Genomic DNA, 22,469 nt, shown 5'->3' with positions numbered 1-22,469 from the left:
ACCGTCAGCCTCGCGCTGCAGGCGGGCGGGATGGCGTAGGAAATTCATGCGGTGCGTCCCGTCCTCAGCCCGGCAGCTTGAAGTCGGCGACCGAACGGCGCAGATCCGCGGCCAACTGCGCCAGGTGTCCGATGGACTCGGCCGTCTGCCCGGCGCCCAGCGAGGTCTGCGAGGTGATCTGGCGGATCACGCCCATCGTCTGGGTAATGTCCAGCGCGGCGGCAGACTGCTGCTGCGCGGCACCGGAGATGCCCTTGATGAGGTTGTTCAGGTCGTTCGACACGCGCTCGATCTCGCCCAGCGCGGTACCCGCGTCCTCGGCCAGTCGCGCACCGGAGACCACTTCGGCGGTGGTCTGCTCCATCGAGCTGACCGCTTCGTTGGTATCGGCCTGAATGGTCTGCACCAGCGATTCGATGCGGCGCGTCGCGCCCGAGGTGCGTTCGGCGAGGCGCTGCACTTCGTCGGCCACGACCGCGAAACCACGGCCCGCTTCACCGGCCGAGGCCGCCTGCACGGCGGCGTTCAACGCCAGGATGTTGGTCTGCTCGGAAATGTCGTTGATCAGTTCCACGACCGAGCCGATTTCCTGCGAGGACTCGCCCAGGCGCTTGATGCGCTTGGAGGTTTCCTGGATCTGGTCGCGGATCTGGTCCATGCCGCGGATCGTCTCGCGCACCACGCCGGCGCCCTCGGTCGCGATCTGCACCGAGCGCTGCGCCACTTCGGCGGACTCGGTGGAGTTCTTCGACACCTGGTCGATGCTGGTCGCGATCTCGCTGATGCGGTCGGAGGCGGTGGTGATCTGGTCGGCCTGGTGGCCGGCGGCCTCCGCCAGCTGCAGGGCCGTCGCCTGGGTTTCCTGGGTCGACGCGGCCACCTGCACCGAAGTGTCGTTGATCGTCGTCACCAGGTTGCGCAGTTCGTCGACGGCGTAGTTGATGGCGTCCGCGATGGCGCCGGTCATGTCCTCGGTCACCGAGGCCTTCACCGTCAGGTCGCCTTCACCCAGCGAGCTGATTTCGTCCAGCAGCCGCATGATCGCCTGCTGGTTGCGGCTGTTGTATTCCACCTGCGTCTGGTAGCGCATTTCCTGCTCGCGCTGGCGGGTGCGGTACAGCGACCACAGCAGGCCGATGATGGAGACCAGCGCCGCAATGCCCGACGCGATGCCGAGCCAGAAATTGGGGAACAGGCGCGTATCGCGCACAGAACCGAAGGCCGAGAACGCCTGGAACAGGTTGGTGCTGTCCTGCAGCATCTCGCCCGAACCGTTGGTCAGCGCCGCCGCGGCGGACTGCGCCGCGAAGAGGTTGCGCGAGCTGGCCAGGATCGCGTCCAGGTCCTTCTTCATCGCCGTCCACAGCGTCTGCGAATTCTGCAGCGCCGACAGCGCCGCGGCGTTGCGGACGGGCGCGATGCCCAGGTCCGGGTTGCCGTCGCGCAGGCCGTCCAGCACCTGGCCGAACAGCACGGCGTCGCGGCCCAGCGCGTCGCCTGCGGTCGCGGCGCCGGCGCCGCCAGCCCGGATTTCCGTCACGCGACGGGCCATCGTGCCCGCCAGCACCACCTGCTGCAGGGCGCTGTAGATCTGCGACGACGGCGCACCGCCGGCCGACATGGCACGCACCACTTCGTTGAGCTGCGCCTGCAGGTTGGGGACCTGGGTGGCGAACCGGTCCGCGTTGCCGGCCAGCGCCAGCACGGCGGCTTCGGACGCGACGATCTGGTCGGCGCTCTTGCCCAGCGGTGCCCAGGTGGCGCTCAGCTTGGCCAGCGGACCGGCGATGGCGCCCTCGCTGCCGAAGCGGCTCTGCAGGCTGGACACCGTGGCTTCGACCGACTGCTTGGTCTCCTTGAACGCCTTGAACGCCTCGGCGTTGCCGGCCACCGCTTCACGGCCCTGGTTGGCCAGCTGCTGCGACAGCACGCGCATGTCCGATGCGCCGGTGCTGGCGCCGGACAACCGGCTGCCCTGGTAGGTCGCCACGCCGGTATTGGCACCGAAGACCAGCACCGACAGCGCCAGCAGCAGCAACCAGAAGTTGTTGCCGAAACTGCCGACCTTGCCGGCGCTAGGAGAATCCGTCGCAGTGCTCATCGTTCAACCCCTGGATTGTGCTTGTCGTACGCGCTCAGAGCGCGGTCTGGCGGAATTCGGGCGTGCGCGCCAACAACCCCAGCGCAAAGACGCCCCACCGCTGATCGTCGCTGGCGAAGGCGCGATCGATGAAATGCCCGTAGCGGCCGTCCGCCAGATCCCCCGGCTCGACCTGCTGCGATTCGTGGAAGCTGCGCTGGCCGTACAGCTCGTCGATGGTCAGCGCGACGTCGCCGCCGGCCTGGCGCATCACCAGCACGCGCTGGCCCTCGTGCAGCACGGTGCGCTCGCCTTCGAGGAACTGCTTCAGGTCGACCACCGGGAACAGGTTGCCGCGCAGGTTGCCGATGCCCAGCAGCCACGGGTGCGCGCCCGGCACCGGCGTGACCGGCGGCATCTGCACGATTTCCACCACTTCCCCGAAGTTGGAAATCAGCCGGCGCTTGCCGACACGGTAGCCGACGCCGCGGTACTGGTCCTGGGCGATCTCGCGCGCCGGCTGCAGCACGGCGTGCGCCAGGCTGCGGCGCTCGTATTCGGCGAGCGTGTCGAACGGTGTGCGGATCATCGCCCGCCCCCTGTGCCTTCAGTGCGAATGGTCGCCATGGCGCCAGCCCCTCAGGTGCTGACGTGGGCGCGGATGGCGTCGAGGAGTTCCTCGCGCGTGAACGGCTTGGTCAGGTACTGCTCCGAGCCCACGATGCGCCCGCGCGCCTTGTCGAACAGGCTGTCCTTGGACGACAGCATGATGACCGGCGTGGACTTGAACACCTGGTTGTTCTTGATGAGCGCACAGGTCTGGTACCCGTCCAGGCGCGGCATCATGATGTCCACGAAGATGATCTGCGGCTGCTGGTCGGCGATCTTGGCCAGGGCCTCGAACCCGTCGGTCGCGGTCACGACTTCGCAACCCTCGCGTTTCAGCAGGGTTTCCGCGGTGCGGCGGATGGTTTTCGAGTCATCGATCACCATGACCCGTAGGCCGTGGAATCCACCGGCCTGGCCTTCGTTCTGCGTCATTACCTGATTTCCCCATGCGCGCGTGGCTTCATTGACGAACCGGCCACGCTGCGTTGCTGCCTATATCCCCTATCACGGCGCGCACTGTCAAGCCGCAGCGCCGACCGCCGTTCCGATGAACGGGATGATGCGAACTGCGTCGCAGTTTTCGCCGGCACCCGCGACAGGGTGTTCCACCCGCACGCGGGGCGGCGACCGCACGCGCCCTGATACCATCGCGGCGTCTCCCGCAGAACCCTCCCCATGCCGCTGGACGTCATCGTCGTCATGGACCCGATCGGGTCCATCAAGATCGCCAAGGACACCACCTTCGCCATGTTGCTGGAAGGCCAGCGGCGCGGCCATCGCCTGCACTATGTCGCGCCCGGGCGGCTGTCACTGCGCGACGGCGTGGCGCACGCGCAGGTGGCCCCGCTCACCGTACGGGACGACAAGGCCGACTGGTACACCCTCGGCGAAGCGCGTGAGCTCGCCTTCGGTCCGGGCCAGGTCGTGCTGATGCGCAAGGATCCCCCCGTCGACGACCAGTACCTCTACGACACCCACGTGCTGGGCGTCGCCCAGCGGGCCGGCGCGCTGATCGTCAACGACCCCCAGGGACTGCGCGACTACAACGAGAAGCTGGCCGCCCTGCTGTTCCCGCACTGCTGCCCGCCCACGCTGGTCAGCCGCGACCCGGCCGCACTGAAGGCCTTCGTCGCCGAGCACGGCGAGGCGGTGCTGAAGCCGCTGGACGGCATGGGCGGGCGCTCGATCTTCCGCGTGAAGGCCGGCGACCCCAATACCAACGTCATCCTGGAAACCCTGGTCGGTCCCGGCCACCTGACCCTCGCGCAGCGCTTCATCCCGGGCATCAAGGACGGCGACAAGCGCGTGCTGCTGGTCGACGGCGAACCTGTCGGTTACGCGCTGGCCCGCATCCCGCAGGGTGACGAGTTCCGCGGCAACCTGGCCGCCGGCGGCCGCGGCGAAGGCCGGCCGCTGAGCGACCGCGACCGCTGGATCGCGTCGCAGGTCGGTCCGGAGATGAAGCGACGCGGCATGCTGTTCGTCGGCCTGGACGTGATCGGCGACTATCTCACCGAAGTCAACGTCACCAGCCCCACCTGCGTGCGCGAGCTGGATGCGCAGTTCGGCCTGAACATCGCCGGGCAGCTGTTCGATGTGATCGAGAAGAAGATGGCGCGCTGAGATGTCGGCGGTTCCCGTACCACCGCCCAGGATCGGCGCCAACGAACGCCTCGGCGCCACGCTGGCGCTGTCGCTGATCGTGCATGGCCTGCTGGTGCTGGGCGTCGGCTTTGCGCTCGACGACGCCGCGCCCGTCATGCCGACGCTGGATGTGATCCTGAGCCAGACCAGCACGCCGCTGACGCCGAAGGAGGCCGACTTCCTGGCCGCCGCCAACCAGGAGGGCGGCGGAGAAAGCGACCAGGCCAGGCGTCCCCGCGACAGCCAGGCCGGCTGGATCCCCCAGCCCGACACGGGACTGGCGCCCCAGCCGCTGCGCGCGCAGACCACCGCGCCGGCGCCACCGCAGGAAACCCGCGTGGTGACCACGCGCGACAGCGACGCCCGCACGCCTGCCCCGGAAGCCCGCCCGCAACCCGACCAGCCCGAGCTTCCGCAAGGCGAGCAGAAGGTACAGCGCGATGCCGAGATGGCGCGGCTGGCCGCCGAGTACCACCTGCGCTCCGAGCTGTACGCCAAGCGGCCGAAGCGCAAGTTCGTGTCGGCGAGCACGAAGGAATACGTCTACGCGAACTACCTGCGCGCGTGGGTGGACCGCGCCGAGCGCGTCGGCAACCTCAACTACCCCGACGAAGCGCGGCGCCGCCGCCTCGCGGGCACGCTGGTGATCAGCGTGGCAGTGCGACGCGACGGCAGCGTCGAGCAGACCCGCATCATCCAGTCCAGCGGCATCCCCCTGCTCGATTCGACGGCGCAGCGCATCGTGCAGCTGTCCTCGCCGTTCCCGCCCTTGCCTGAAACGGCGGAGAACGTCGACATCCTGCACGTCACCCGCACCTGGCGCTTCCTGCCCGGGGGCGAAGTGCGCGACGAGTGAGCGTCAGGGCGCCAGGGCGCCCGGCAGGCGGAGATTCCTGCGCAGGTACCGCCGCAGTTCCGGGTCCGGCGATGCCGGGGGCATGCCACCGAGTTCGCGATGCAACATGGCTTCGATTAGGTAGGCGCGCGCCTCCCGGGCGATCGGCGAGCCGCCGTCGTGGCCCGCCTGCGCGTCGACCAGCAGTGCGACCTCCTTGTTCGCCAGTTCCAAGCGCGCGGCGTACTCGACGACGCCTGCAAGTCCCACGCGGCGGTCCTCGCCGCCTGCCACCAGCAGTACCGGCCGCTGCAGGCGGTCGACATTCGCCAGCGGGGACTGCGCGTGCAGGCGCGCCATCGCCTGAGCATCCGCCACGTCGATGCCCTGCCCTCGCAACCATGTCTCCATCGACACGGCGCCGCCGATATCCAGCGCCTCGGGATTGCGCAGCACCCAGCGCAGCACCCAGCCGAAGTCCGGCGGCGGCACCGTGGCGACCGCCACCTTGAACAGGTCCGGCGTGAAGGTGACGCCGAGCAGCGCGGAATATCCGCCGAAGGACGCGCCCGCGATACCGACGCGGTCCGGGTCGCCGACGCCCTGCGCCAGCAGCCAGCGCGTTCCGTCGGTGATGTCGCGCTGCACCCGGCCGTTGCCGAAATCCGCACCCGCGGCGAGCACGTAATCGCGACCATGACCGGTCGATCCGCGGAAGTTGGGCTCGAACACCGCATAACCGCGGTTGGCGAGCAACTGGCTCAGCGACCGGTACTCGGGCTTCCAGTGATTCCAGGGCCCCCCATGGGGCACCACGACCAACGGCAGCTCCGCGGCATCGCGCCCCGGCGGCAGCCACAGGAATCCGTGCAGCGCGCGCCCATCCGATGCCTTCCACGTCAACGGCAGCGGCCGTGCGAGCGATGCTTCGGGCACCACGACCGCCGCACTGCCGCCGCGACGGTCCACCGGCGTTTCCTCCAGCAACGTCGACAGGGTCCGTGAAGCCGGATCGTAGAGATGCCAGCGCCGCAGGGGATTCTGCGGCGACGAGGCCTCCACCAGCCAGCGCGCCTCGCGACCCACGCCGAGTTGCAGGGCAAGGTCGCCGCCTGCCAGCTTCGAGCGCAGGACCGCCAGGTGTGCTGCATCGTCGCGATCCAGCGCGTGGAGCGTGGCGGCCGTGCTGCGATAGGCGACGAAGCGTGGCCGCCGGTCGACAGGATCCTCGATGATGCTGTCCACGTCCGCCACGCGGTCGGGATCGGCATGCACGTCGTGCAGGCGTCCTTCGCGCGACAGCCGTGCGACGCGCGCGAGATCCCCGTCCACGTCGGTCCTCACCCATGCCGAGCCATCGGCCGCGATGCCCCGAAGTGCGCAGCGCCGGCTGGGGTCGTGGCGCACGACCTGCGTCGCGACCGCCCGATCGATCGCGACGATGGCAAGGCGGTCGGCTTCCACGCGCTGCAGCCAGGCCACCGTGCCGTCGTCCCGGAGCAACGCATCGACGATGCGCTGGCGGTCCTGCCACACCACGGTGCGCCGTCCGCGCATGTCCACGCGCACCAGGCGCCAGGCGCGCGGTGCGGCGACGGTGCCTTCGCGTTCCACGAGGAGTACGGCCGCAGGCTGGCTATGGTCGACATCGAGCATTGCGGTCGCGCTGCCATCGCCCAGCGCTGCGATGCGACCGGAACCTCCCTGTCCCGCCACGGCGATCGCCTGCAGGTCACGCGCCGACCGCAACAGCAGCCAGCGTCCGTCATGACTCCAGTCCAGCGCCTGTGCCGCCGTGTCCGCCAGCAGGCGGCGGGGTTCGCGGTCGGCGACGACGTGCAGCCACAGCTCCTGGTGTTCGCCGCGCTCGCGCAGCCACGCCACGCGACGTCCGTCCGGCGATAGGCGGATGTCGATGATCGAGCCCCGTTGCAGCAAGACGCCGCGCGGCAAGACCGGTGAAGGCGCACGCGCGCGCTCCGTGGCGAGGTAGCGGACCAGTGCCGTGTCGGCTGCCGCTGATGCGGGCGCCGACGCGAGCATCGCGACCGCCAGCCACAGCGATGCCCACGGACGCCTGCAGGCGCCGGAAGAGAGAAGGCTCATGCGGTTCTCCTGGAGGGGGCGAGGGCGGTCGCCGTCAGTCCGTCGCTGGATGGGACGGATTCATCCCGGGTGCGGTCTCGCGTGTTGGCACCAGTAGCCAGAGACTGCCCAGCGCCGGCAAGCCGATCAGCCCGCATGCCGCGACCCAGCCCCAGCGCGCGGCCGGCGAGAGCCCGGTCAGCGAGGTCCGCCAGAACGCTGCGACCAGCGACAGCAGCGACAGCACGCCTGCCAGCCAGGCCATCGACATCGGACGTGGCGCGGGATGGACGACATCGAGCGGCAGCGGCGGCGCGAACAGGTCGCGTGCTTCCGTTTCGATCATCGACAGGAGCGGCGAAGGCCACCAGTCGCGGTAGCGGTAGACAGGTGGATAGTCGAAGGCCAGCGCCCGTCGATGCACCGTTTCGATACGGCCATCGTCGTGCGTGCGCAGCGTGATCTGCACGGGCGCGGCGCCCTCGGCGTGCGACTTCGCCGAGAAGGCGAGCGAGATGAGGTGGCCATCGACCAGTTCGATCATGTCCAGATTGCGCAGGTCGCCCATCGCGCCCGGCAACGGCACGCGCAACCGGGGCGATACCACGGCATCGTCTTCCACCAGCGGGCGCCCGTCGTAGAAGTACAGTGCGCGATCGCTGAGCATGCCCACGCCCTGCCCCAGCGGTCCGCCCCCCATCAGTGTTTCGCCCGTCCTCACGCGCAGGCGCGGCACCACCTGGCGTTGCTGGCTCCTGTACTGGTACAGAGTGTCGCCGCCGACCAGCACCGCATCCCCGGGGTTCATGCCCGGCAACCCGTCACCGGGCAGTACCACGGCAGGAAACGGCGCGTGCGACGGACCCACGCCCAGCGTGCCCACCGCCTGATTGTCGGCAAGACGATAGCCCTGCAGGCGCATGTCGTCGTGGCTGAACACCCAACGTTCGCGGCGCTCTCCGTCGTCGAACTCCATCGGGCGGAAATTGGCCAGTTCCTGGCGTTGCGGCAGCTTGGGCACCTGCACGCCCAGCCCCTCGGGATCGGACAGGCGAACCTGTTCCCGCAGCAACGCGGCATCGGGATGCTGGCTGCCGCGCAGGCCCGCGATCATGCGGTCCCTTGCATCCATCTTTTCCACTTCGTTGTGCCCGCCAGGGGGTGGCGCCGGGGTGTTGTTCGGATGGCTGCCCTGCATGACCCACAGCATCTCGATGCAGAACAGCAGTACGAGGAGCGCAAGGTGCAAGGCCACCTGCAACGGCAACGCGACAGCGGCGGTCGCCAGCAGGTGGCGTGGAGGCGAATCCAGGTCAGCAGCGAAGGCGACGCGCAACAGCAGCGCCAGCCAGGCCAGCACGACCAGTTCGACCGCGATCATCGCCGGCCCATATGCACGGCTGACCAACAGCCAGACCAACAGCGCCAGTGCCGCGCCGGACCAACGCCAGCCGCGCAGGCCGCAGAACGCACCTGCAAGGTAAGCGGTGGTGGCGATCAGCCAGCCCGAAAGGGGCAGCAGCCAGTGGCGCGCATCGACGACGCGCGGCGTCAGGGTCTCCTGCCAGGCTGCGATGGCCAGCAGCGGGAGCGCCACGGCGACCGCCAGCAGCACCGACGCCGACGCCGACAGCGCGAGGGCGATGCGACCGGGCGGCATCGGCCTGTGCAGCAGGCTCACCCATTGGCTGGGCTTGCGGTAGCTGCCCATCTGGTACAGACCGAGCAACAGACCGCACAAGGCGTACACGCCGCCGATCACACGATGCACGAGCAGCGGTTGCTGGCCCAGATCGACCACGCGTGCCATGAAGGCCAGGGCCAGCACGTGCACCACCGCCGCGGTTACCGCCCAGGCGCGGAAACGGACGAGCTCGCTCCTGAAGAAATCGAACATGGGCATCTCCTCAGGCGGCCGCGGGCGCGGCGTGGTTCTTGGCCAGGAAACCGTTGACCGCACGGTCCAGGCTCACCGGCATGCACTGGAGCGAGCGCGCTCCCTGCGCCCGCAGGAAGTCGGCGAAGCCTTCGTCCTGGTCCAGCACGAGGTAGTGGTGCAGGCCATCCAGGCGTTGCACTTCAAGCAGGCCGGGCACGGTGCGCGGGTCCGGACCCTTGAACGGAACGTCGGCGATCCATAGCGACACCCGCGCTGTGAAGTCTTCGGGCGCGGACATGTGCTTCAGCTGCCCGCGCTCGAGGATGATGAGGTTGTCGGCGACGCGCTCGATCTCCTCCATCTGGTGCGAGCAGTACACCACCGTGCAGTGTTCGGCGGCGGTGCTGTACAACAGCGACTCGAGGAATGCGCGCTTGGCGACCACGTCAAGCCCCAGCGTCGGCTCGTCCAGCACCAGCAGTTCCGGCGACTGCGCGAGCGCCAGCGCCAGGTTGAATCCCGCGCGCTCACCGCGCGAGAGCTGCGACACCTTCTGGCGCGGCAGCACATGGTAGTGGCCGATGACATCGTCGTACGCCCGTGCATTCCAGCGTGGGTACTGGTTCTGCTGCATGGCGCGCACCTGATCGACCCGCATCCATCCCGGCAGCGTGTGTTCTTCGTTGACGAAGCCGATGCGGCTGCGGTCGTCGGGCCGCAGGCACTGGCTGTCGCGGCCGAGGATGCGCGCCGCCCCCGACGACGGTGGCAGGAAGCCGAGGAGGATGCGAAAAAGCGTGGACTTGCCGGCGCCGTTGGCACCGACGATCGCATGGATACGCCCGCGCGGCACCGCCAGGTCCAGATGGTCCAGCGCCAGCTTGCTGCCGTAGCGGCGGGTCAGCGCGCGGGTTTCGATGACGTAGTCGTCGGACATGGATGCGCGTCCTGCTCAGGCGGTGCGGCGCGACGACCAGCGCCGCAATTCGTGCGAGACGCGGGCTTGCACGTCGTCGGGGGGGAAATCCAGCGGGATCACGTCGTTGACGAAGCGTCCGATGGCATCGTCCAGGCGTCGTTCGCGTTCGGCATCGGACAGGCGCTGGCGTGGCGCCGCCACGTACAGCCCCATGCCCTGGCGCGACGCCAGCCAGCCCTCCGTGGTCAATTCCGCATAAGCCTTGGCCACGGTGTTCGGATTGATCGTCAGTTGCTGGGCCAGGCCGCGCACGCTGGGCAACTGGTCGCCGTGCTTCAACTCACCGGCGGCGATCTTCAGCCGAATGCCGTCGATGATCTGGCGGACGATGGGCCGCGCGTCGCCGGTGGCGATCTGCAACATCAGGGGAGTGGTACGGGCCATGGCGGGATTCGCTCAACTGTACTAATACGAATAGTACAGTCTGCGCCATCCGGGTCAACCATGACCGATGGCATCCCCCGGCGGAAAGCTCGGTCGGCTCAGCTGCGCGCGGCGCGCAGCGCTTTCTGCTCGTCGAGGGTCAGGGCGACGTTGTTGCGCAGGTAGGCGGGTTCGACATGTTCCGGCGCGATCCCCTCGCCGCGCACGAAGGCATCCGCCGCCAGCCTCGCAAGATCCGACGCATGCGGCAGCGCATGGGCATCGATGCGCGCGAAACGCGTCTCCAGCCGGGTGGCGAGCGCGCCCCCGGAGGCCGCGAAGCCGGTCCCCACGCCGACCCAGCCACACGCGTCGCCGGCCAATACGTAGTCCGTTGGCGCGACCACCGCTTCGCCGGACGTCGCCTCGAGGCGATCGCCATGGTGCACGAACGTGCCTGTGTAGATCTCGCCCATGCGCGCGTCGATGGCGGCGAGGATGGCGCGCGGCGCGGCGACGTCGCAGCCGCCCTCGCCCGCGCTCACCGGCGGCGGCGGCACCTGCGCCGCGAGCACGGCGAGCGTCGACACCGGTACCAGCGGCCGATCCAGCGCCAGCGCGATGCCCTGCGCCAGCGCGATGGCGAGGCGCACTCCGGTGAAGGCACCGGGGCCGCGACTCAGGGCGATCGCATCGAGCTGGCTGCGAGCCAGGCCGGCCTCGGCGAGCAAGGCTTCCGCCCAGGGCAAGGCGAGTTCGGCATGGCGGCGCGGCGCGACGTCGAAGCGCTCGCGCACCTCGCCATCGACGTAGACGGCGATGGAACAGGCTTCGGTAGCGGTTTCGAAGGCGAGCAGCTTCATGGGTCGTGCGCAAGGAGCGAAGCGGCTAGCTTAAACGCGGCAGGGCCGCGATCAGAAGCGTGCATCGGCAAACCAGTCGTCCGCGTCGCCGGCGGGCACCGCGGGCGGCGCGGCTTCCTCGATCTCGGCACCGAAGAAGCGCTGGACGTCCTGCACGCGCTGGGTGCGACGGAACGGGGGCAGCGAATCGAGGAAGACGCGCCCGTAGGGTTTGCCGGTCAGGCGCGGATCGCAGAGCACCAGCACGCCGCGGTCGGTTTCGCTGCGGATCAGCCGGCCCACCGCCTGTTTCAGCGCGATCACCGCCTGCGGCAACTGTTCGTCGCGGAAAGGATTGCCGCCGGCACGGCGTACCGCTTCAAGGCGCGCCTCGAACACCGGATCGTCGGGCGCGGCGAACGGCAGCTTGTCCACCACCACCACGCTCAACGCGTCGCCCACCACGTCAACGCCCTCGCGGAAACTCGCCGCGCCCAGCAGCACGCCGTTTCCCGATTCGCGGAAGCGCTCCAGCAGGGTGCCGCGCGGCGCCTCGCCCTGCACGAACAGCGGCCACGGCCCGCCCCGCAGCGCGTCGGCGGCTTCGCGCAGCGCGCGATGCGATGCGAACAACAGGAATGCGCGCCCCCGAGAGGAGACCAGCACCGGTCGCAATGCCGCGATCAGCGCCGCGCCGTAACCGGGCGCATTCGGATCCGGCAATCCGGTGGGCAGGTAGCACAACGCCTGCTGCGGCCAGTCGAACGGGCTCGGCTGCAGCAGCGTCGGCGGATCGTCCAGTCCCAGCCGCACGGCGAGATGGTCGAAGCGCCCCCCGACCGCCAGCGTGGCGGAGGTGAACACCCATGCCGCGCGCGATTGTTCGCGGTGCTGGCGCAGAGGCCCGGATACGTCCAGCGGGGTGCGCTGGCAGCGGAAGGCGCGTGGCGTCAGTTCGTACCAGAGTACGTCGCCGGCGCCCTCGTCCGGGCTGGGATCATCGTCGAATGCCCTCGTGCCCGACCGCGCCTGGTACCAGCGCGAGAGCCGCGTGCCGAACTCCTTCGCCCGTGCGGCGCAGGCCTCCAGCCCCAGCGATGCTTCGGCCAGCGGCGCGAGCGCCGCCGACAGTTCCTCGAGCGCAGCGGACAGCACCTCGAAGCCGGCCGCCACCTCCGGCTTGGCCAGCAGGCGTTCGCGTGTCCCGCGTGCCGGCAGGCCTTCCATCGCCGCGCGCAGTTCGCGCAGCGCCTGCTCCAGCGCGCGCACCGGCGGTTGCAGGGCGGACAGCGCACCGGCGGCATCCTTGGATTCGGCCAGGCAGTCGCGCGCCAGCTCCTGCAACGGGCGCATGCCGAAACCTTCCCCGAAGAAGTTGGCCGCCAGTTCCGGCAGCTGGTGCGCTTCGTCGATGACGAACGCCTGCGCACCCGGCAGGATCTCGCCGAACCCCTCCTGCTTCAGCGCCAGGTCGGCGAGCAGCAGGTGGTGGTTGACGACCACGATGTCCGCGGTTTGCGCGCGCTGGCGTGCCTGCACCACGAAGCAGTCGTCCCAGAACGGACACTCGCTGCCCAGGCAGTTGTCGATGGTGGAGGTGACCAGCGGCAGCAGCGGCGAGTCGTCGGGCAGCGCCGCCAGCTCCGCCATGTCGCCGAGCTTGGTGCGCCCACCCCAGGCGACGATGCGCTGGAACTGGTCCACGTGCTCGCGGCTGGTGAACGTGGTCCGCAGCGCCTGCGGATCACCCTTGGCCTGGTTGAGCCGGTAGCGGCACAGGTAATTGCTGCGCCCCTTGAGCAGCGCCGACTTCAGCCCGGCCACGCCGAGCGCATCGCGCACGCGCGGCAGGTCGCGGTGGTACAGCTGGTCCTGCAGCGCACGCGTGCCGGTGGACACGATGGTCTTCAGTCCGGACAACAGCGCAGGCACCAGGTACGCGAACGTCTTGCCGGTGCCCGTACCCGCCTCCGCCAGCAGCACGTCGCGCGCGTCGAAGGCGTCGGCGATCGCCGCCGTCAGTCGCTGCTGGGCGTCGCGGGGCGCAAAGGCGTCGAGTCGTTCCGCCAGGGCACCGCCCTCACTGAGGGCGTCGCGGCTGGCCTGGGCTAGCTGGGACATCGGGAAAGCGAAAGCGGCGTATGGAGGCAAGGGTACCGCGTCGCGACTGACGCGGCGCCCTTCACATGCGCTCGATCACCGGCACGGTGCAGGCATCACGCCGGCTTTCGGCCTCGGTGATCGAGGCCTGCAGGGTGGCCGCGCGTGCCGCGTGCTGCGCGGCATCCTCGGGCGTGTGGCGCACCGGCAGCGCGGGCTGCACGGCCTGTTCATGCTGCCGCACCTGGCGCACGGTTTCCCAGTGCTGCCGGCACAGCGGACCGACCTGCGAACCCAGCTGGAAGGCACGCTGCGCCAACGTGTCGGCACGGGCGTAGTCGCCCTGCAACAGCGCCACTTCGGCACGCTCCTGCAGGACGGCGGGATCTTCGGGCACGAGCAACAGGGCCTGGTTCAATGCGTCGGCCGCGGCGGTGGCGTTGCGCGCGGCAAGCGCTTGCTGCGCGCGCTCACGCAGGTCTTCGACCTGCGGATCACGCAGCGGCTGCACCGCCAGTTCGCGGTCGTCATCGCCCGCTGCAGCACGGATGGCGGCGAGGCGCTGCTCGGGGGTCAGGGGATCGCGCGCGGCGGGCGCTTCCGGTGGGGGCGCCGAGGCGCAGCCGGCGAGGAACACCAGGAACAAGGGAAATGCAGGCTTCGTCATCACGGTTGCGGCGGCGGTGTCTCTTGGGGGGGCGGTGATTCGTCTTTCTTGCGGTCCAGGCCGAACCAGCTGCGCCACCCGCCGCCTTCCGACTCTTCGCCTTCCATCACCGGCTCTTCCACCACGCAGGCGGCATACGCGGGCGCGAAGCCGGAGACGAACGGGAGCTGGCGCGCTTCCGGGCAGCTCGCGTCGGTGCTGTTGGAGCCGACCACCCACTGCCAGTCCAGGCCCTTGCCCGACACCTTGAGCGGTGCGCTCGGCAGGCGCGAGAACAGGCCCGACCACACGCGCATCGCACCGGTGCCGCCGTAGAGGCCGGTCTGTTCGTTCTGGTCGTTGCCCATCCACACCACGGCCAGGTGATCGCCCGTATAGCCGGCATACCAGCTGTCGCGGCCGTCGTTGCTGGTGCCGGTCTTGCCGGCGGACTGCAGCCGGCCCAGACCGTCGCCGATCAACTGGCGACCGGTACCGCTGGACACCACCTGCTGCAACGCCACCGTGATCAGGTTGGCGGCGATGGAGTCGCCCTCCTGCGCCGGCGCCGGCGTCTTGTCGTAGCGCTTGAGCAGCTTGCCATCGGGATCGAGGACGCCGCGCACCGCATGCAGCGGCTGGATTTCGCCACCGGAGGCGAGGAACTGGTACAGCTGCGCCATCGCGTACGGGCTCTGGTCCGTCGCGCCCAGGATCAGGGCCGGATTCGGCTCCGCCTGGATGCCGGCCAGCACGCGGATGAGCTGCGCCAGGCGGTCCGGTTCGACCTTCATGCCCACCCGCACGGTGGCCTGGTTGTACGACCGCGCCAGGGCATCGACCAGGCGAACCGTGCCATGGCTGCGACGGTCGGAATTGGCCGGCGTCCAGCGGCGGCCCTTGCCCAGCTGCACGGTCACCGGCGAATCGTCGACCCACGACGCCAGCGAGTACTGGTCGGGCTGGGCCAACGCGAGCAGGTAGACGAAGGGCTTGAGCAGCGAACCCACCGGACGCTGCGCCTCCACCGCGCGGTTGAATCCGATCTCCGACACATTGCGGCTGCCGACCACGGCCAGCACGTCGCCGTCGTGCACGTCGGTCACCACCATCCCGGCCTGCAGCGGCGGTCGGCGCTTGTTCTCGAGCGCCTTGATCGTGCGCATCACCGACGCTTCCGCGTACGCCTGCGCCGACGGCGACATGCCGGTGAGCACGCTCAAGCCCGCGCCCTGCAGTGCGCTTTCGGGGTAGTCACGCGCCAGCTGGCGGCGCACCAGGTCCACATAGGCGGGAAAGCGATTGGCGGCAGCCATGCCCGGCGTCTTGGTGACGCCCAGCGGTGCGGCGCGCGCGCGCTTGTATTCGGCATCGTCGATGAGGCCCGTCTCGTGCAGCTTGGAGAGCACGTAGTCGCGACGTTGCGTGGCGCGCTCGGGATTGCGGCGCGGGTTGTACCAGGACGGCCCCTTCACCAGTCCGATCAGCAGCGCCACCTGTTCGGTGGTCAGGCTGTCAAGGTCGCGACCGAACCAGAATTCGGCGCCGGCCGCGACCCCGTGGATGGCCTGGCTGCCGCGTTGTCCCAGGTCCACCTGGTTGAAATACGCCTCCAGGATCGTGCGCTTGTCATAGCGCGCTTCCAGGATCAACGCGTACAGGATCTCGTTGAACTTGCGCGTGGCAGTCTGTTCCTTGCCGATGCCGAGCAGGCCGCTGCGCGCGAGCTGCTGGGTCAGCGTGCTGGCGCCCTGCTTCGTATCGCCGCCCGACCGCACCAGCAGCCATGCCGCGCGCACCATGCCGGACAGGTCGACGCCGTGGTGATCCTTGAAATCGCGGTCCTCGACCGCCTGCAGCCCGGTCACCAGCAGTTCGGGCACTTCCTCCAGCCGCACGAGGCGGCGTTCTTCCTGTTTCTGTCCGTACAGCGTGGCGATGCGCGCCGGATCCAGCCGCGCCGCCTTGAGGTTCTGCTTGCGCGCGAGGTCGCGCACCACTGCGATGCGCCCATTGGACAGGCTGACCTGCACGCGGCGCGGCGCCACCCGACCGTCCACGTCGATGTAGCCGCGGCTGGAAATGGTGAAGCGACCGCCATCGCGCGCGTAAGTGCCCGGGCTCTCGCCGGTGCCGTCGTCGCGATACGACGCCGCATCGAGTTCCGTCTTCAGCGTCTGCGCATCCATCGCCAGGCCCGGCGCGACCTGCAGCGGACGCGCGTACACGCGGGTCGGGATCTGCCAGCGCAGTTCGCCGAAGCGCTCGCTGACCTGGTGGTTGAGGTACAGCGTGTAGGGGATCAGGAAACCCAGGCCCAGGCCAACCAGGGCGAGGCCCCATGTCAGCAGGCGTTGCCGCCAGCCGGGCCCATCGCCGTCGTCGATGTCGTCTTCGTCCAGCGCTTCGTCGTCGTAGTCGTTGCGGGCCACAGGGGATGCGACAATGGGAATTCGGGCGAGTCTAGCGCAGCCACCGAGGGTGCGCCCGGCCCGCTTCCCCCCTGCTCAGCTGGAGTTGCAACGGAATGTCGATGTCGTGGGCCGACGTGCGCTTCATGCTGGAACGCGCGCGTGGCCTGGTCCGGCGCGGTCTTGCCAGCCTGCGCACGCGTGGCCTGGGACCCACCTGGGCGCGCGTGCGACGGCAGTTCGCGCGCCACGTCCCGCCGATCTCCACCCCGCTCTACCTCCCCGCCGACCTACCCTTCGCGCCGTTCGCCGTGCCGGCCGGCCAAGCGCCGCGCGCCAGCATCATCATCCCCGTCTACAACCAGGCGGCCTGCACGCTGGCCTGCCTGCGCGCGCTGGCGGACCATCCGCCGGCCGCATCCTGCGAGATCATCGTGGTGGACGACGGTTCCACCGACGATACGGGCGAATGGATGCCGCAGGTCGCCGGCCTGCGCTATCACCGCCGCAGCGCCAATGGCGGCTTCATCGCCGCGTGCAACGACGGCGCCGCGCTGGCCACGGGCGATTGCCTGGTGTTCCTCAACAACGACACCATCCCGCAGCCGGGATGGCTGGATGCGCTGCTCGCCACATTCGACACGCAGGCGGGCATCGGCCTGGTGGGCGCGCAGCTGGTGTATCCGGACGGACGCCTGCAGGAAGCCGGCGGCGTCGTGTTCGACGATGGATCGGCCTGGAACTATGGCCGCTTCGACTCTCCCGACGATCCGCGCTATGCGAGCCTGCGCGACGCGGACTACTGCTCCGGTGCCGCCATCGCGATTCCCGCGCGACTGTTCCACGCGCTCGGCGGATTCGACACGCGCTACTCGCCGGCCTATTACGAGGACACCGACCTCGCCTTCGCCGTGCGCGCGTACGGCCTGCGCGTCGTCTGCCAGCCCGCGTCGCGGGTCGTCCATCTGGAGGGCGTCACCTCCGGCACGGACACCGGCAGTGGAACGAAGGCCTACCAGGTACGCAACCGCGGCGTGTTCGCGGCGAAGTGGAAGGACGCGCTGGTGCAGCAGCCACGTGCCGGCAGCCTGCCGAGCGCCGGCTCGGTCGTGCGTCCGCGCCGCCAGGTCCTGATCATCGATGCGGAAACTCCGCGCCCGCACCACGATTCCGCTTCGCTGCGCCTCGTCAATCTGATGCGCATGCTGGTCGACGAGGGCGTCCACGTGGTGTTCCTGCCTGCCGACCTGCGCCAGGTCGAGGGCGATACGGCACGCTTGCGGCGACACGGCGTGGAAGCGTGGCACGCGCCGTTCGCGACACGGCCCTCGGCATGGTTGCGCGAACATGGCCCGCGCTTCGACGTGGTGATGCTGTCCCGCCACTACGTGGCCGCCGAGTTCCTCCCGCTGGTGCGGCGTTTCGCCCCGCAGGCGCGCGTGGTGTTCGACACCGTCGACCTGCACTTCCTGCGCGAACTGCGCGGTGCCGAATTGTCCGGCGACGCCGGTCTGCGACGCGCCGCCGAGCGAACGCGCGATCGCGAACTCGCGCTGATGCGGCAGGCGGATGCCACGCTGGTCGTCAGTCCGGCCGAGCGCGAGTTGCTGTCCACCCTGTTGCCCGCCACCGAGGTCGAGGTCCTGCCGAACCTGCACGAACTGGCGGACACCGGGCTGCCCTTCGGGCAGCGCAAGGACCTGGTCTTCGTCGGCGGCTTCCGCCATCCGCCCAATGTCGATGCGGTGTTGTGGTTCGGGCGCGAGATCTTCCCGCGCATCCAGGCGCGGCGACCCGACATCCGCTTCCATTGCATCGGGATGGCACCACCGGCGGACGTGCGGGCGCTGCAGGTGCAACCGGGCATCCTGGTGCACGGGCATGTCGCCGACATCGGCTGCTACATGGACGGCGCGCGCATCGCCCTGGCGCCGCTGCGCTTCGGTGCCGGCGTGAAGGGCAAGGTCAACCTGAGCATGGCGCACGGCCAGCCGGTGGTGGCGACCTCGTGCGCGATCGAAGGCATGCACCTGACCCACGGGCACGACGTGCTGGTGGCGGATGACGCGGACGCGTTCGCCGAGGCCGTGCTGCGGCTGTACGACGATGCCGAACTCTGGGGGACGCTCTCCGAACATGGCCGCGACAACATCGCGCGCCACTTCTCGCTGGACGCCGCGCGCGACACGGTACGGCGCATCTTCCAGCGCTAGGGCGTGGCCGCCTGCGCCGTCCGCACGCGCGCGTCGAAATCGTCCAGCCCGGCGAGCGCACCGTCCAGGCGCCGCGCCTCCTGCAACGCCTGGGCGGCGAACGCCACGTCCCCCATCCCCAGCCGCTCCGTTCCCACGGCAATCCATTTTTCCGCCAGGCGACGGCGCGCATCCGCCAGTGCGGCATCCCGCGGCTGCAAGGTCTGCCACGCCTGCAGGCAGGCCTGTGCGCGCCGGACGCGGTTGGCGCGCAGTTCGTCTTCATAGCAGGTACGGACGGCGGGGAGCAGGCGCAGCGCCGCCTGTTTCACGGCAGCGTTGTCCGGCGCGAGCGCCTGTGCCGCACGCAACGTGTCGTACGCACTGTCGCCGGGTGGGGTCAGCCACTGCCCCTGCGCTTCGGCTTGTGCCATGCGCTCCAGCAGCGCCTGGACACGCCGGTCGCGCTCGCGTGGCGCAAGCGACGGCGCAGCGCCCTGACGCTGCTGAGCTTCGCGGGCACGGGCGACAGACTGCTCCGCCTGTACCACCCGCGACGACTGCGGCGCCAGTGTGCGCGCAAGCGCGAGTTCGCGTTCCGCCTGCATGAAATCGAAGTCGCCCGCTTCGCGTTCAGCCTGCCGAGCATGGGCAATGCCCGTCTGCTCGAGCCCCTGCTGCGCCGCCGCGTCATCCGGCACGGCCGCCACCACGGCTTCATAGGCCGATCGCGCCGCCGACAAGCGCCCGCGCGCCAGGTCCCGTGCACCCGCACGGCGTCGTGCATCCACCGCCGCCGCCAGCGCGGCTTCCGCCTGTGGAAGATCGACGTGTCCAGGATCGAAGGTGCGCGCCGCCGCGATCCTGCTGGCCGCCTCGCCCAATTCACCCCGCTGCAGCCGCTGTCCTGCTTCCTGCAACAGGTCGGACAGCGCGTCCTCCCGACCCTCCAGGGCTTCGAGGCGCGTGGGCTGCAGCGCGAGCACGCGCTGGTACAGCGGCAACGCCGCGTCATCGCCTTCCGACAGGCGCTTGTCCGCGTGCGCACGCGCCGCGGCCGCAAGCAGTCCATCGACGCCGGCATGCGCCGCTTCCCGGGCGCGCAGCCTGGCGGCGAACGCGTCCGCGTCCGGCCGCGGCACGTGGAGATCGCGTGCGAGCGCCAGGTGCACGCGCGCTTCGTCGAACCGGTGGCGCTGCAGGGCCGAATCCGCCGCGCGAAGTGCCGCTTCCGCGACGCGACGCAGGCCATCGGCCGCTTCGGTGCGGTCGTTGTCCATCGCCTGGGCTGCCTCGTACAGCTGTCGCGCGCCCGTCCCGTCGGCGGCATCCAGGCGGCCGGCCTGCAGCGCCTCGTCCGCCTGGTCCAGCAGGGACTGGACGCCGGTCTCGGGCCACAGCAGGTCGGCCAGCGGCTGGCGCAGCGCCACCAGCGCCACCGCCAGGGCGAGCACGATGCCCACCACCCAGCGCCAGTACCGCCGGTCGCGCCACGCCGGCACCGGGGTACGCCGCGAAGGCGGCACGGATGCGTCAACGCGCGCCCAGTCGATGTGCGGTTCGATGCGTCGGCTTCGCCCGGCGTCGTGGTGGTCTTCGCGGGTCACGCCCGCAGCATACCCACTCAGCCTGAACGTCGTGCGTCTTCCACCCCGGGCAGCGCATCCAGCTTCCCGAGCAGCGTCGACAGCTGGCCGAAGTCGGCGACCTTCAGGCGCAGGCGAAGGTGGACGCGGCCATTCGCGCGGTTGCCCTGGCTGTTGATGTCCAGCACGTTGGCTTCTTCCTGCGCGATCAGCGTGGTGATGTCCTTGAGCAGCCACTTGCGGTCCAGCGCGGTGACCTGCACGTCCACTTCGTAACCGCCGCCTGCCTGGCCCCACTCCACCGGCAATACGCGCTGCGGGCTCGTGGCCGCCAGCCGGGCGAACGCCGCGCAGTCGGTGCGGTGCACGGTGACGCCACGCACGCGGGTCAGGTAACCCGCGATCGGCTCGCCCGGTACCGGCTGGCAGCAGCGGGCGAGCTGTACCAGCAGGTTGCCGACGCCCTGCACGGTGAATTTCGACTTGCCGGGCCTGGCGACCCTGCGCGGAGGCCGCAACACCGGCAGCGAGGAACCCTCCGGCTCCGCGGGCGCACGCTGTTCTTCATGTAACGCGCGACCCACCTGGTGCGGGCCCACATCGCCCAGTGCCACCTGGATGTAGAGCTCGTCCACGTTGTCGGCATGGAACTTCTTCGCCGCTCCCGTCAGGTCGGCATGGTGCAGGCCCAGGCGCTTCAGCTCCTTTTCCAGCAACTCGCGCCCGGCCTGCAGGTTGCGGGCGCGATCGAGCTTGTGGAACCACGCACGCACCTTGTCGCGCGAACGTCCGCTGGCGAGGAATCCATTGGCCTGCAGCAACCAGTCGCGGCGCGGTCCGGGCTCCTTCGATGTCAGGATCTCCACGCGGTCGCCGCTGCGCAGCACATGGTTGAGCGGCACGATGCGGCCGTTGACCTTGGCGCCGCGCGTGCGGTGACCCACCATCGTGTGCACGTGGTACGCGAAATCCAGCACCGTGCCCCCCTGCGGCAGGTCGACCACTTCGCCTTTCGGCGTCAGCGCGTACACCCGGTCCTCGACCAGTTCGGCGTCCAGCTCCCCCGCCAGTGCGCCGTCGCCGCCCGCGCCTTCGGCCGCTCCGTCCAGCAGCCGGCGCATCCAGGCGATCTTGCGGTCGAAGGCATCGCCGCCGGCCTTGCCTTCCTTGTACTTCCAGTGCGCGGCCACGCCCAGCTCGGCCTGCGCATGCATCTCGTGCGTGCGGATCTGCACTTCCAGCGTGCGCCCCTCGGGGCCGACCACGGCGGTATGCAACGACCGGTAGTCGTTGGCCTTCGGGCGCGCGATGTAGTCGTCGAACTCACTGGGGATCGGCACCCACAACGCATGCACGATGCCCAGCGCGGCGTAGCACGCGGCGACATCTTCCACGGCGATGCGGACCGCGCGCAGGTCGTAGAGCTCGTCGAAGCCGACCTGCTTGCGCTGCATCTTCCGCCAGATGCTGTAGATGTGCTTCGGCCGGCCACTGATGTCGGCGTGGATCCCGTGGTCGGCGAGCGCCGCCCGCAACGCATCGATGACGGCACCGATGTAGCGCTCGCGGCCGACGCGCTTTTCGTCCAGTTGCGTGGCGATCTGCTTGTAGACCTGCGGCTGCAGGTACCGGAACGCCAGGTCCTCCAACTCCCACTTCAGTTGCCAGATGCCCAGGCGATTGGCCAGCGGCGCATGGATGTCGCGGGTCAGCCGCGCCAGTGCCTGGCGATCGGATTCGGGCAGGGCGCCCGCGGCCCGCATGCGGGCGAGCTGGCGGGCGAGCAGGATGGTGACCACGCGCAGGTCGCGCACGATGGCCAGCAGCAGGCGGCGCAAGCCTTCGGTGCTGGCGCCTCGGGTCTGCTCCGCATGCAGTGCCCAGACCTGCGCCGCGGCCACCTGCCCTTCCAGCAGGTCGGCCAGGCCGGGCACCTGCGCACCCGCCGCACGGCCGACGGCCGCCTGCAGCCCCGGCGCCCCGTGCAGCAGCGCCGCCAGGATGACGTCGCCGTCGGCGCCGAGCATGGCCAGCGTATCCAGCGTGTCGTCCAGCACCCCGATGGCATCGGGCATGCCGTCCTGCGCACCGGCCGCCGTCGCCGCATCGGCGAGCGCGCGGCGCAACGGGGCAGGCAGCGCTTGCAGGGCCGGCCGTCGCAGCAGCGTCGCGATGTCGTGGGCGGGGGGAACCATGGACGTACGGAGAGGCGACCGAG

General features: G+C 69.9%; 16 protein-coding genes. 3 read left to right on the top strand and 13 right to left on the bottom strand.

Translation table 11 applies throughout. The features are described 5' to 3' along the window. Positions 1-64 precede the first annotated feature (64 nt). From Q0907_RS01435 to pilG, 3 genes are read right to left on the bottom strand one after another with little or no spacing between them, the layout of a single operon-like run. Positions 65-2,101 carry a methyl-accepting chemotaxis protein gene (locus tag Q0907_RS01435; RefSeq protein ID WP_296282770.1) on the bottom strand — a complete coding sequence of 679 codons (2,037 nt, stop codon included), beginning with the start codon at positions 2,099-2,101 and terminating at the stop codon, positions 65-67. A gap of 34 nt (positions 2,102-2,135) precedes the next feature. Next, complete coding sequence (locus Q0907_RS01430; RefSeq protein ID WP_296282780.1) at positions 2,136-2,666, bottom strand: chemotaxis protein CheW; 531 nt, start codon at positions 2,664-2,666, stop codon at positions 2,136-2,138. A gap of 53 nt (positions 2,667-2,719) precedes the next feature. Beyond that, positions 2,720-3,121: a twitching motility response regulator PilG gene (gene pilG, locus Q0907_RS01425; RefSeq protein WP_162110591.1), complete on the bottom strand. Its 402-nt coding sequence runs from the start codon at positions 3,119-3,121 to the stop codon at positions 2,720-2,722. Between the two features lie 243 nt (positions 3,122-3,364). Here pilG and gshB point away from each other — a divergent pair, with 243 nt between their 5' ends. Together gshB and Q0907_RS01415 are read left to right on the top strand one after the other, a co-directional pair. Then, positions 3,365-4,312: a glutathione synthase gene (gene gshB / locus Q0907_RS01420; RefSeq protein ID WP_299340817.1), complete on the top strand. Its 948-nt coding sequence runs from the start codon at positions 3,365-3,367 to the stop codon at positions 4,310-4,312. A 1-nt stretch (position 4,313) separates the two neighbouring features. Next, complete coding sequence (locus Q0907_RS01415; RefSeq protein WP_296282772.1) at positions 4,314-5,189, top strand: energy transducer TonB; 876 nt, start codon at positions 4,314-4,316, stop codon at positions 5,187-5,189. Between the two features lie 3 nt (positions 5,190-5,192). Here Q0907_RS01415 and Q0907_RS01410 read toward each other — a convergent pair whose 3' ends face one another. The 8 genes from Q0907_RS01410 to mrcB all read right to left on the bottom strand — a co-directional run bounded on the left by Q0907_RS01410 (position 5,193) and on the right by mrcB (position 16,494). Continuing rightward, on the bottom strand, positions 5,193-7,274 hold the full coding sequence (locus Q0907_RS01410) for a prolyl oligopeptidase family serine peptidase (protein ID WP_299340815.1): 2,082 nt from the start codon (positions 7,272-7,274) through the stop codon (positions 5,193-5,195). Positions 7,275-7,308: 34 nt separating this feature from the next. Beyond that, positions 7,309-9,150, bottom strand: a complete 1,842-nt coding sequence (locus Q0907_RS01405) for a hypothetical protein (protein WP_299340813.1) — start codon at positions 9,148-9,150, stop codon at positions 7,309-7,311. Positions 9,151-9,160: 10 nt separating this feature from the next. Beyond that, positions 9,161-10,069, bottom strand: a complete 909-nt coding sequence (locus Q0907_RS01400) for an ATP-binding cassette domain-containing protein (protein ID WP_299340811.1) — start codon at positions 10,067-10,069, stop codon at positions 9,161-9,163. A gap of 15 nt (positions 10,070-10,084) precedes the next feature. Then, positions 10,085-10,495, bottom strand: a complete 411-nt coding sequence (locus Q0907_RS01395; RefSeq protein ID WP_299340809.1) for a GntR family transcriptional regulator — start codon at positions 10,493-10,495, stop codon at positions 10,085-10,087. Between the two features lie 98 nt (positions 10,496-10,593). Next, on the bottom strand, positions 10,594-11,337 hold the full coding sequence (gene tsaB, locus Q0907_RS01390; RefSeq protein WP_299340807.1) for a tRNA (adenosine(37)-N6)-threonylcarbamoyltransferase complex dimerization subunit type 1 TsaB: 744 nt from the start codon (positions 11,335-11,337) through the stop codon (positions 10,594-10,596). Between the two features lie 51 nt (positions 11,338-11,388). Further along, positions 11,389-13,437 (bottom strand): ATP-dependent DNA helicase, encoded by a 2,049-nt coding sequence (locus tag Q0907_RS01385; RefSeq protein ID WP_299340805.1) that lies wholly within the window; start codon positions 13,435-13,437, stop codon positions 11,389-11,391. Between the two features lie 61 nt (positions 13,438-13,498). Then, a complete protein-coding gene (locus Q0907_RS01380; RefSeq protein ID WP_299340804.1) occupies positions 13,499-14,083 on the bottom strand; it encodes a hypothetical protein in 585 nt (194 codons plus the stop codon). Then, entirely contained in the window at positions 14,083-16,494 is a 2,412-nt protein-coding gene (gene mrcB / locus Q0907_RS01375) for a penicillin-binding protein 1B (protein WP_299340802.1), read from the bottom strand. Before mrcB ends, Q0907_RS01380 begins: the two co-directional genes overlap by 1 nt. Before the next feature lie 95 nt (positions 16,495-16,589). Here mrcB and Q0907_RS01370 point away from each other — a divergent pair, with 95 nt between their 5' ends. Next, a complete protein-coding gene (locus Q0907_RS01370) occupies positions 16,590-18,686 on the top strand; it encodes a glycosyltransferase (RefSeq protein ID WP_299340800.1) in 2,097 nt (698 codons plus the stop codon). Here Q0907_RS01370 and Q0907_RS01365 read toward each other — a convergent pair. Both Q0907_RS01365 and Q0907_RS01360 read right to left on the bottom strand, forming a co-directional pair. Continuing rightward, positions 18,683-20,272, bottom strand: a complete 1,590-nt coding sequence (locus Q0907_RS01365) for a hypothetical protein (protein ID WP_299340798.1) — start codon at positions 20,270-20,272, stop codon at positions 18,683-18,685. The genes Q0907_RS01370 and Q0907_RS01365 overlap by 4 nt on opposite strands. A gap of 17 nt (positions 20,273-20,289) precedes the next feature. Further along, the gene (locus Q0907_RS01360; protein ID WP_299340796.1) at positions 20,290-22,446 is read right to left on the bottom strand and encodes a bifunctional (p)ppGpp synthetase/guanosine-3',5'-bis(diphosphate) 3'-pyrophosphohydrolase; all 2,157 of its coding nucleotides are present in this window, start codon (positions 22,444-22,446) and stop codon (positions 20,290-20,292) included. Positions 22,447-22,469 lie beyond the last annotated feature (23 nt).

This window comes from uncultured Pseudoxanthomonas sp. (genome assembly GCF_947498795.1).
Taxonomy (GTDB): Bacteria; Pseudomonadota; Gammaproteobacteria; order Xanthomonadales; family Xanthomonadaceae; genus Pseudoxanthomonas_A.
Note: the sequence above shows the minus strand (reverse complement) of the source record. Positions and strands in the feature narration are given on the sequence as shown.

Coding starts and splice junctions, on each gene's coding strand:
- Q0907_RS01435 (WP_296282770.1), bottom strand. CDS start 2,101: ATGAGCACTGCGACGGATTCTCCTAGCGCCGGCAAGGTCGGCAGTTTC.
- pilG (WP_162110591.1), bottom strand. CDS start 3,121: ATGACGCAGAACGAAGGCCAGGCCGGTGGATTCCACGGCCTACGGGTC.
- gshB (WP_299340817.1), top strand. CDS start 3,365: ATGCCGCTGGACGTCATCGTCGTCATGGACCCGATCGGGTCCATCAAG.
- Q0907_RS01415 (WP_296282772.1), top strand. CDS start 4,314: ATGTCGGCGGTTCCCGTACCACCGCCCAGGATCGGCGCCAACGAACGC.
- Q0907_RS01410 (WP_299340815.1), bottom strand. CDS start 7,274: ATGAGCCTTCTCTCTTCCGGCGCCTGCAGGCGTCCGTGGGCATCGCTG.
- Q0907_RS01405 (WP_299340813.1), bottom strand. CDS start 9,150: ATGTTCGATTTCTTCAGGAGCGAGCTCGTCCGTTTCCGCGCCTGGGCG.
- Q0907_RS01400 (WP_299340811.1), bottom strand. CDS start 10,069: ATGTCCGACGACTACGTCATCGAAACCCGCGCGCTGACCCGCCGCTAC.
- Q0907_RS01395 (WP_299340809.1), bottom strand. CDS start 10,495: ATGGCCCGTACCACTCCCCTGATGTTGCAGATCGCCACCGGCGACGCG.
- tsaB (WP_299340807.1), bottom strand. CDS start 11,337: ATGAAGCTGCTCGCCTTCGAAACCGCTACCGAAGCCTGTTCCATCGCC.
- Q0907_RS01385 (WP_299340805.1), bottom strand. CDS start 13,437: ATGTCCCAGCTAGCCCAGGCCAGCCGCGACGCCCTCAGTGAGGGCGGT.
- Q0907_RS01380 (WP_299340804.1), bottom strand. CDS start 14,083: ATGACGAAGCCTGCATTTCCCTTGTTCCTGGTGTTCCTCGCCGGCTGC.
- Q0907_RS01370 (WP_299340800.1), top strand. CDS start 16,590: ATGTCGATGTCGTGGGCCGACGTGCGCTTCATGCTGGAACGCGCGCGT.
- Q0907_RS01360 (WP_299340796.1), bottom strand. CDS start 22,446: ATGGTTCCCCCCGCCCACGACATCGCGACGCTGCTGCGACGGCCGGCC.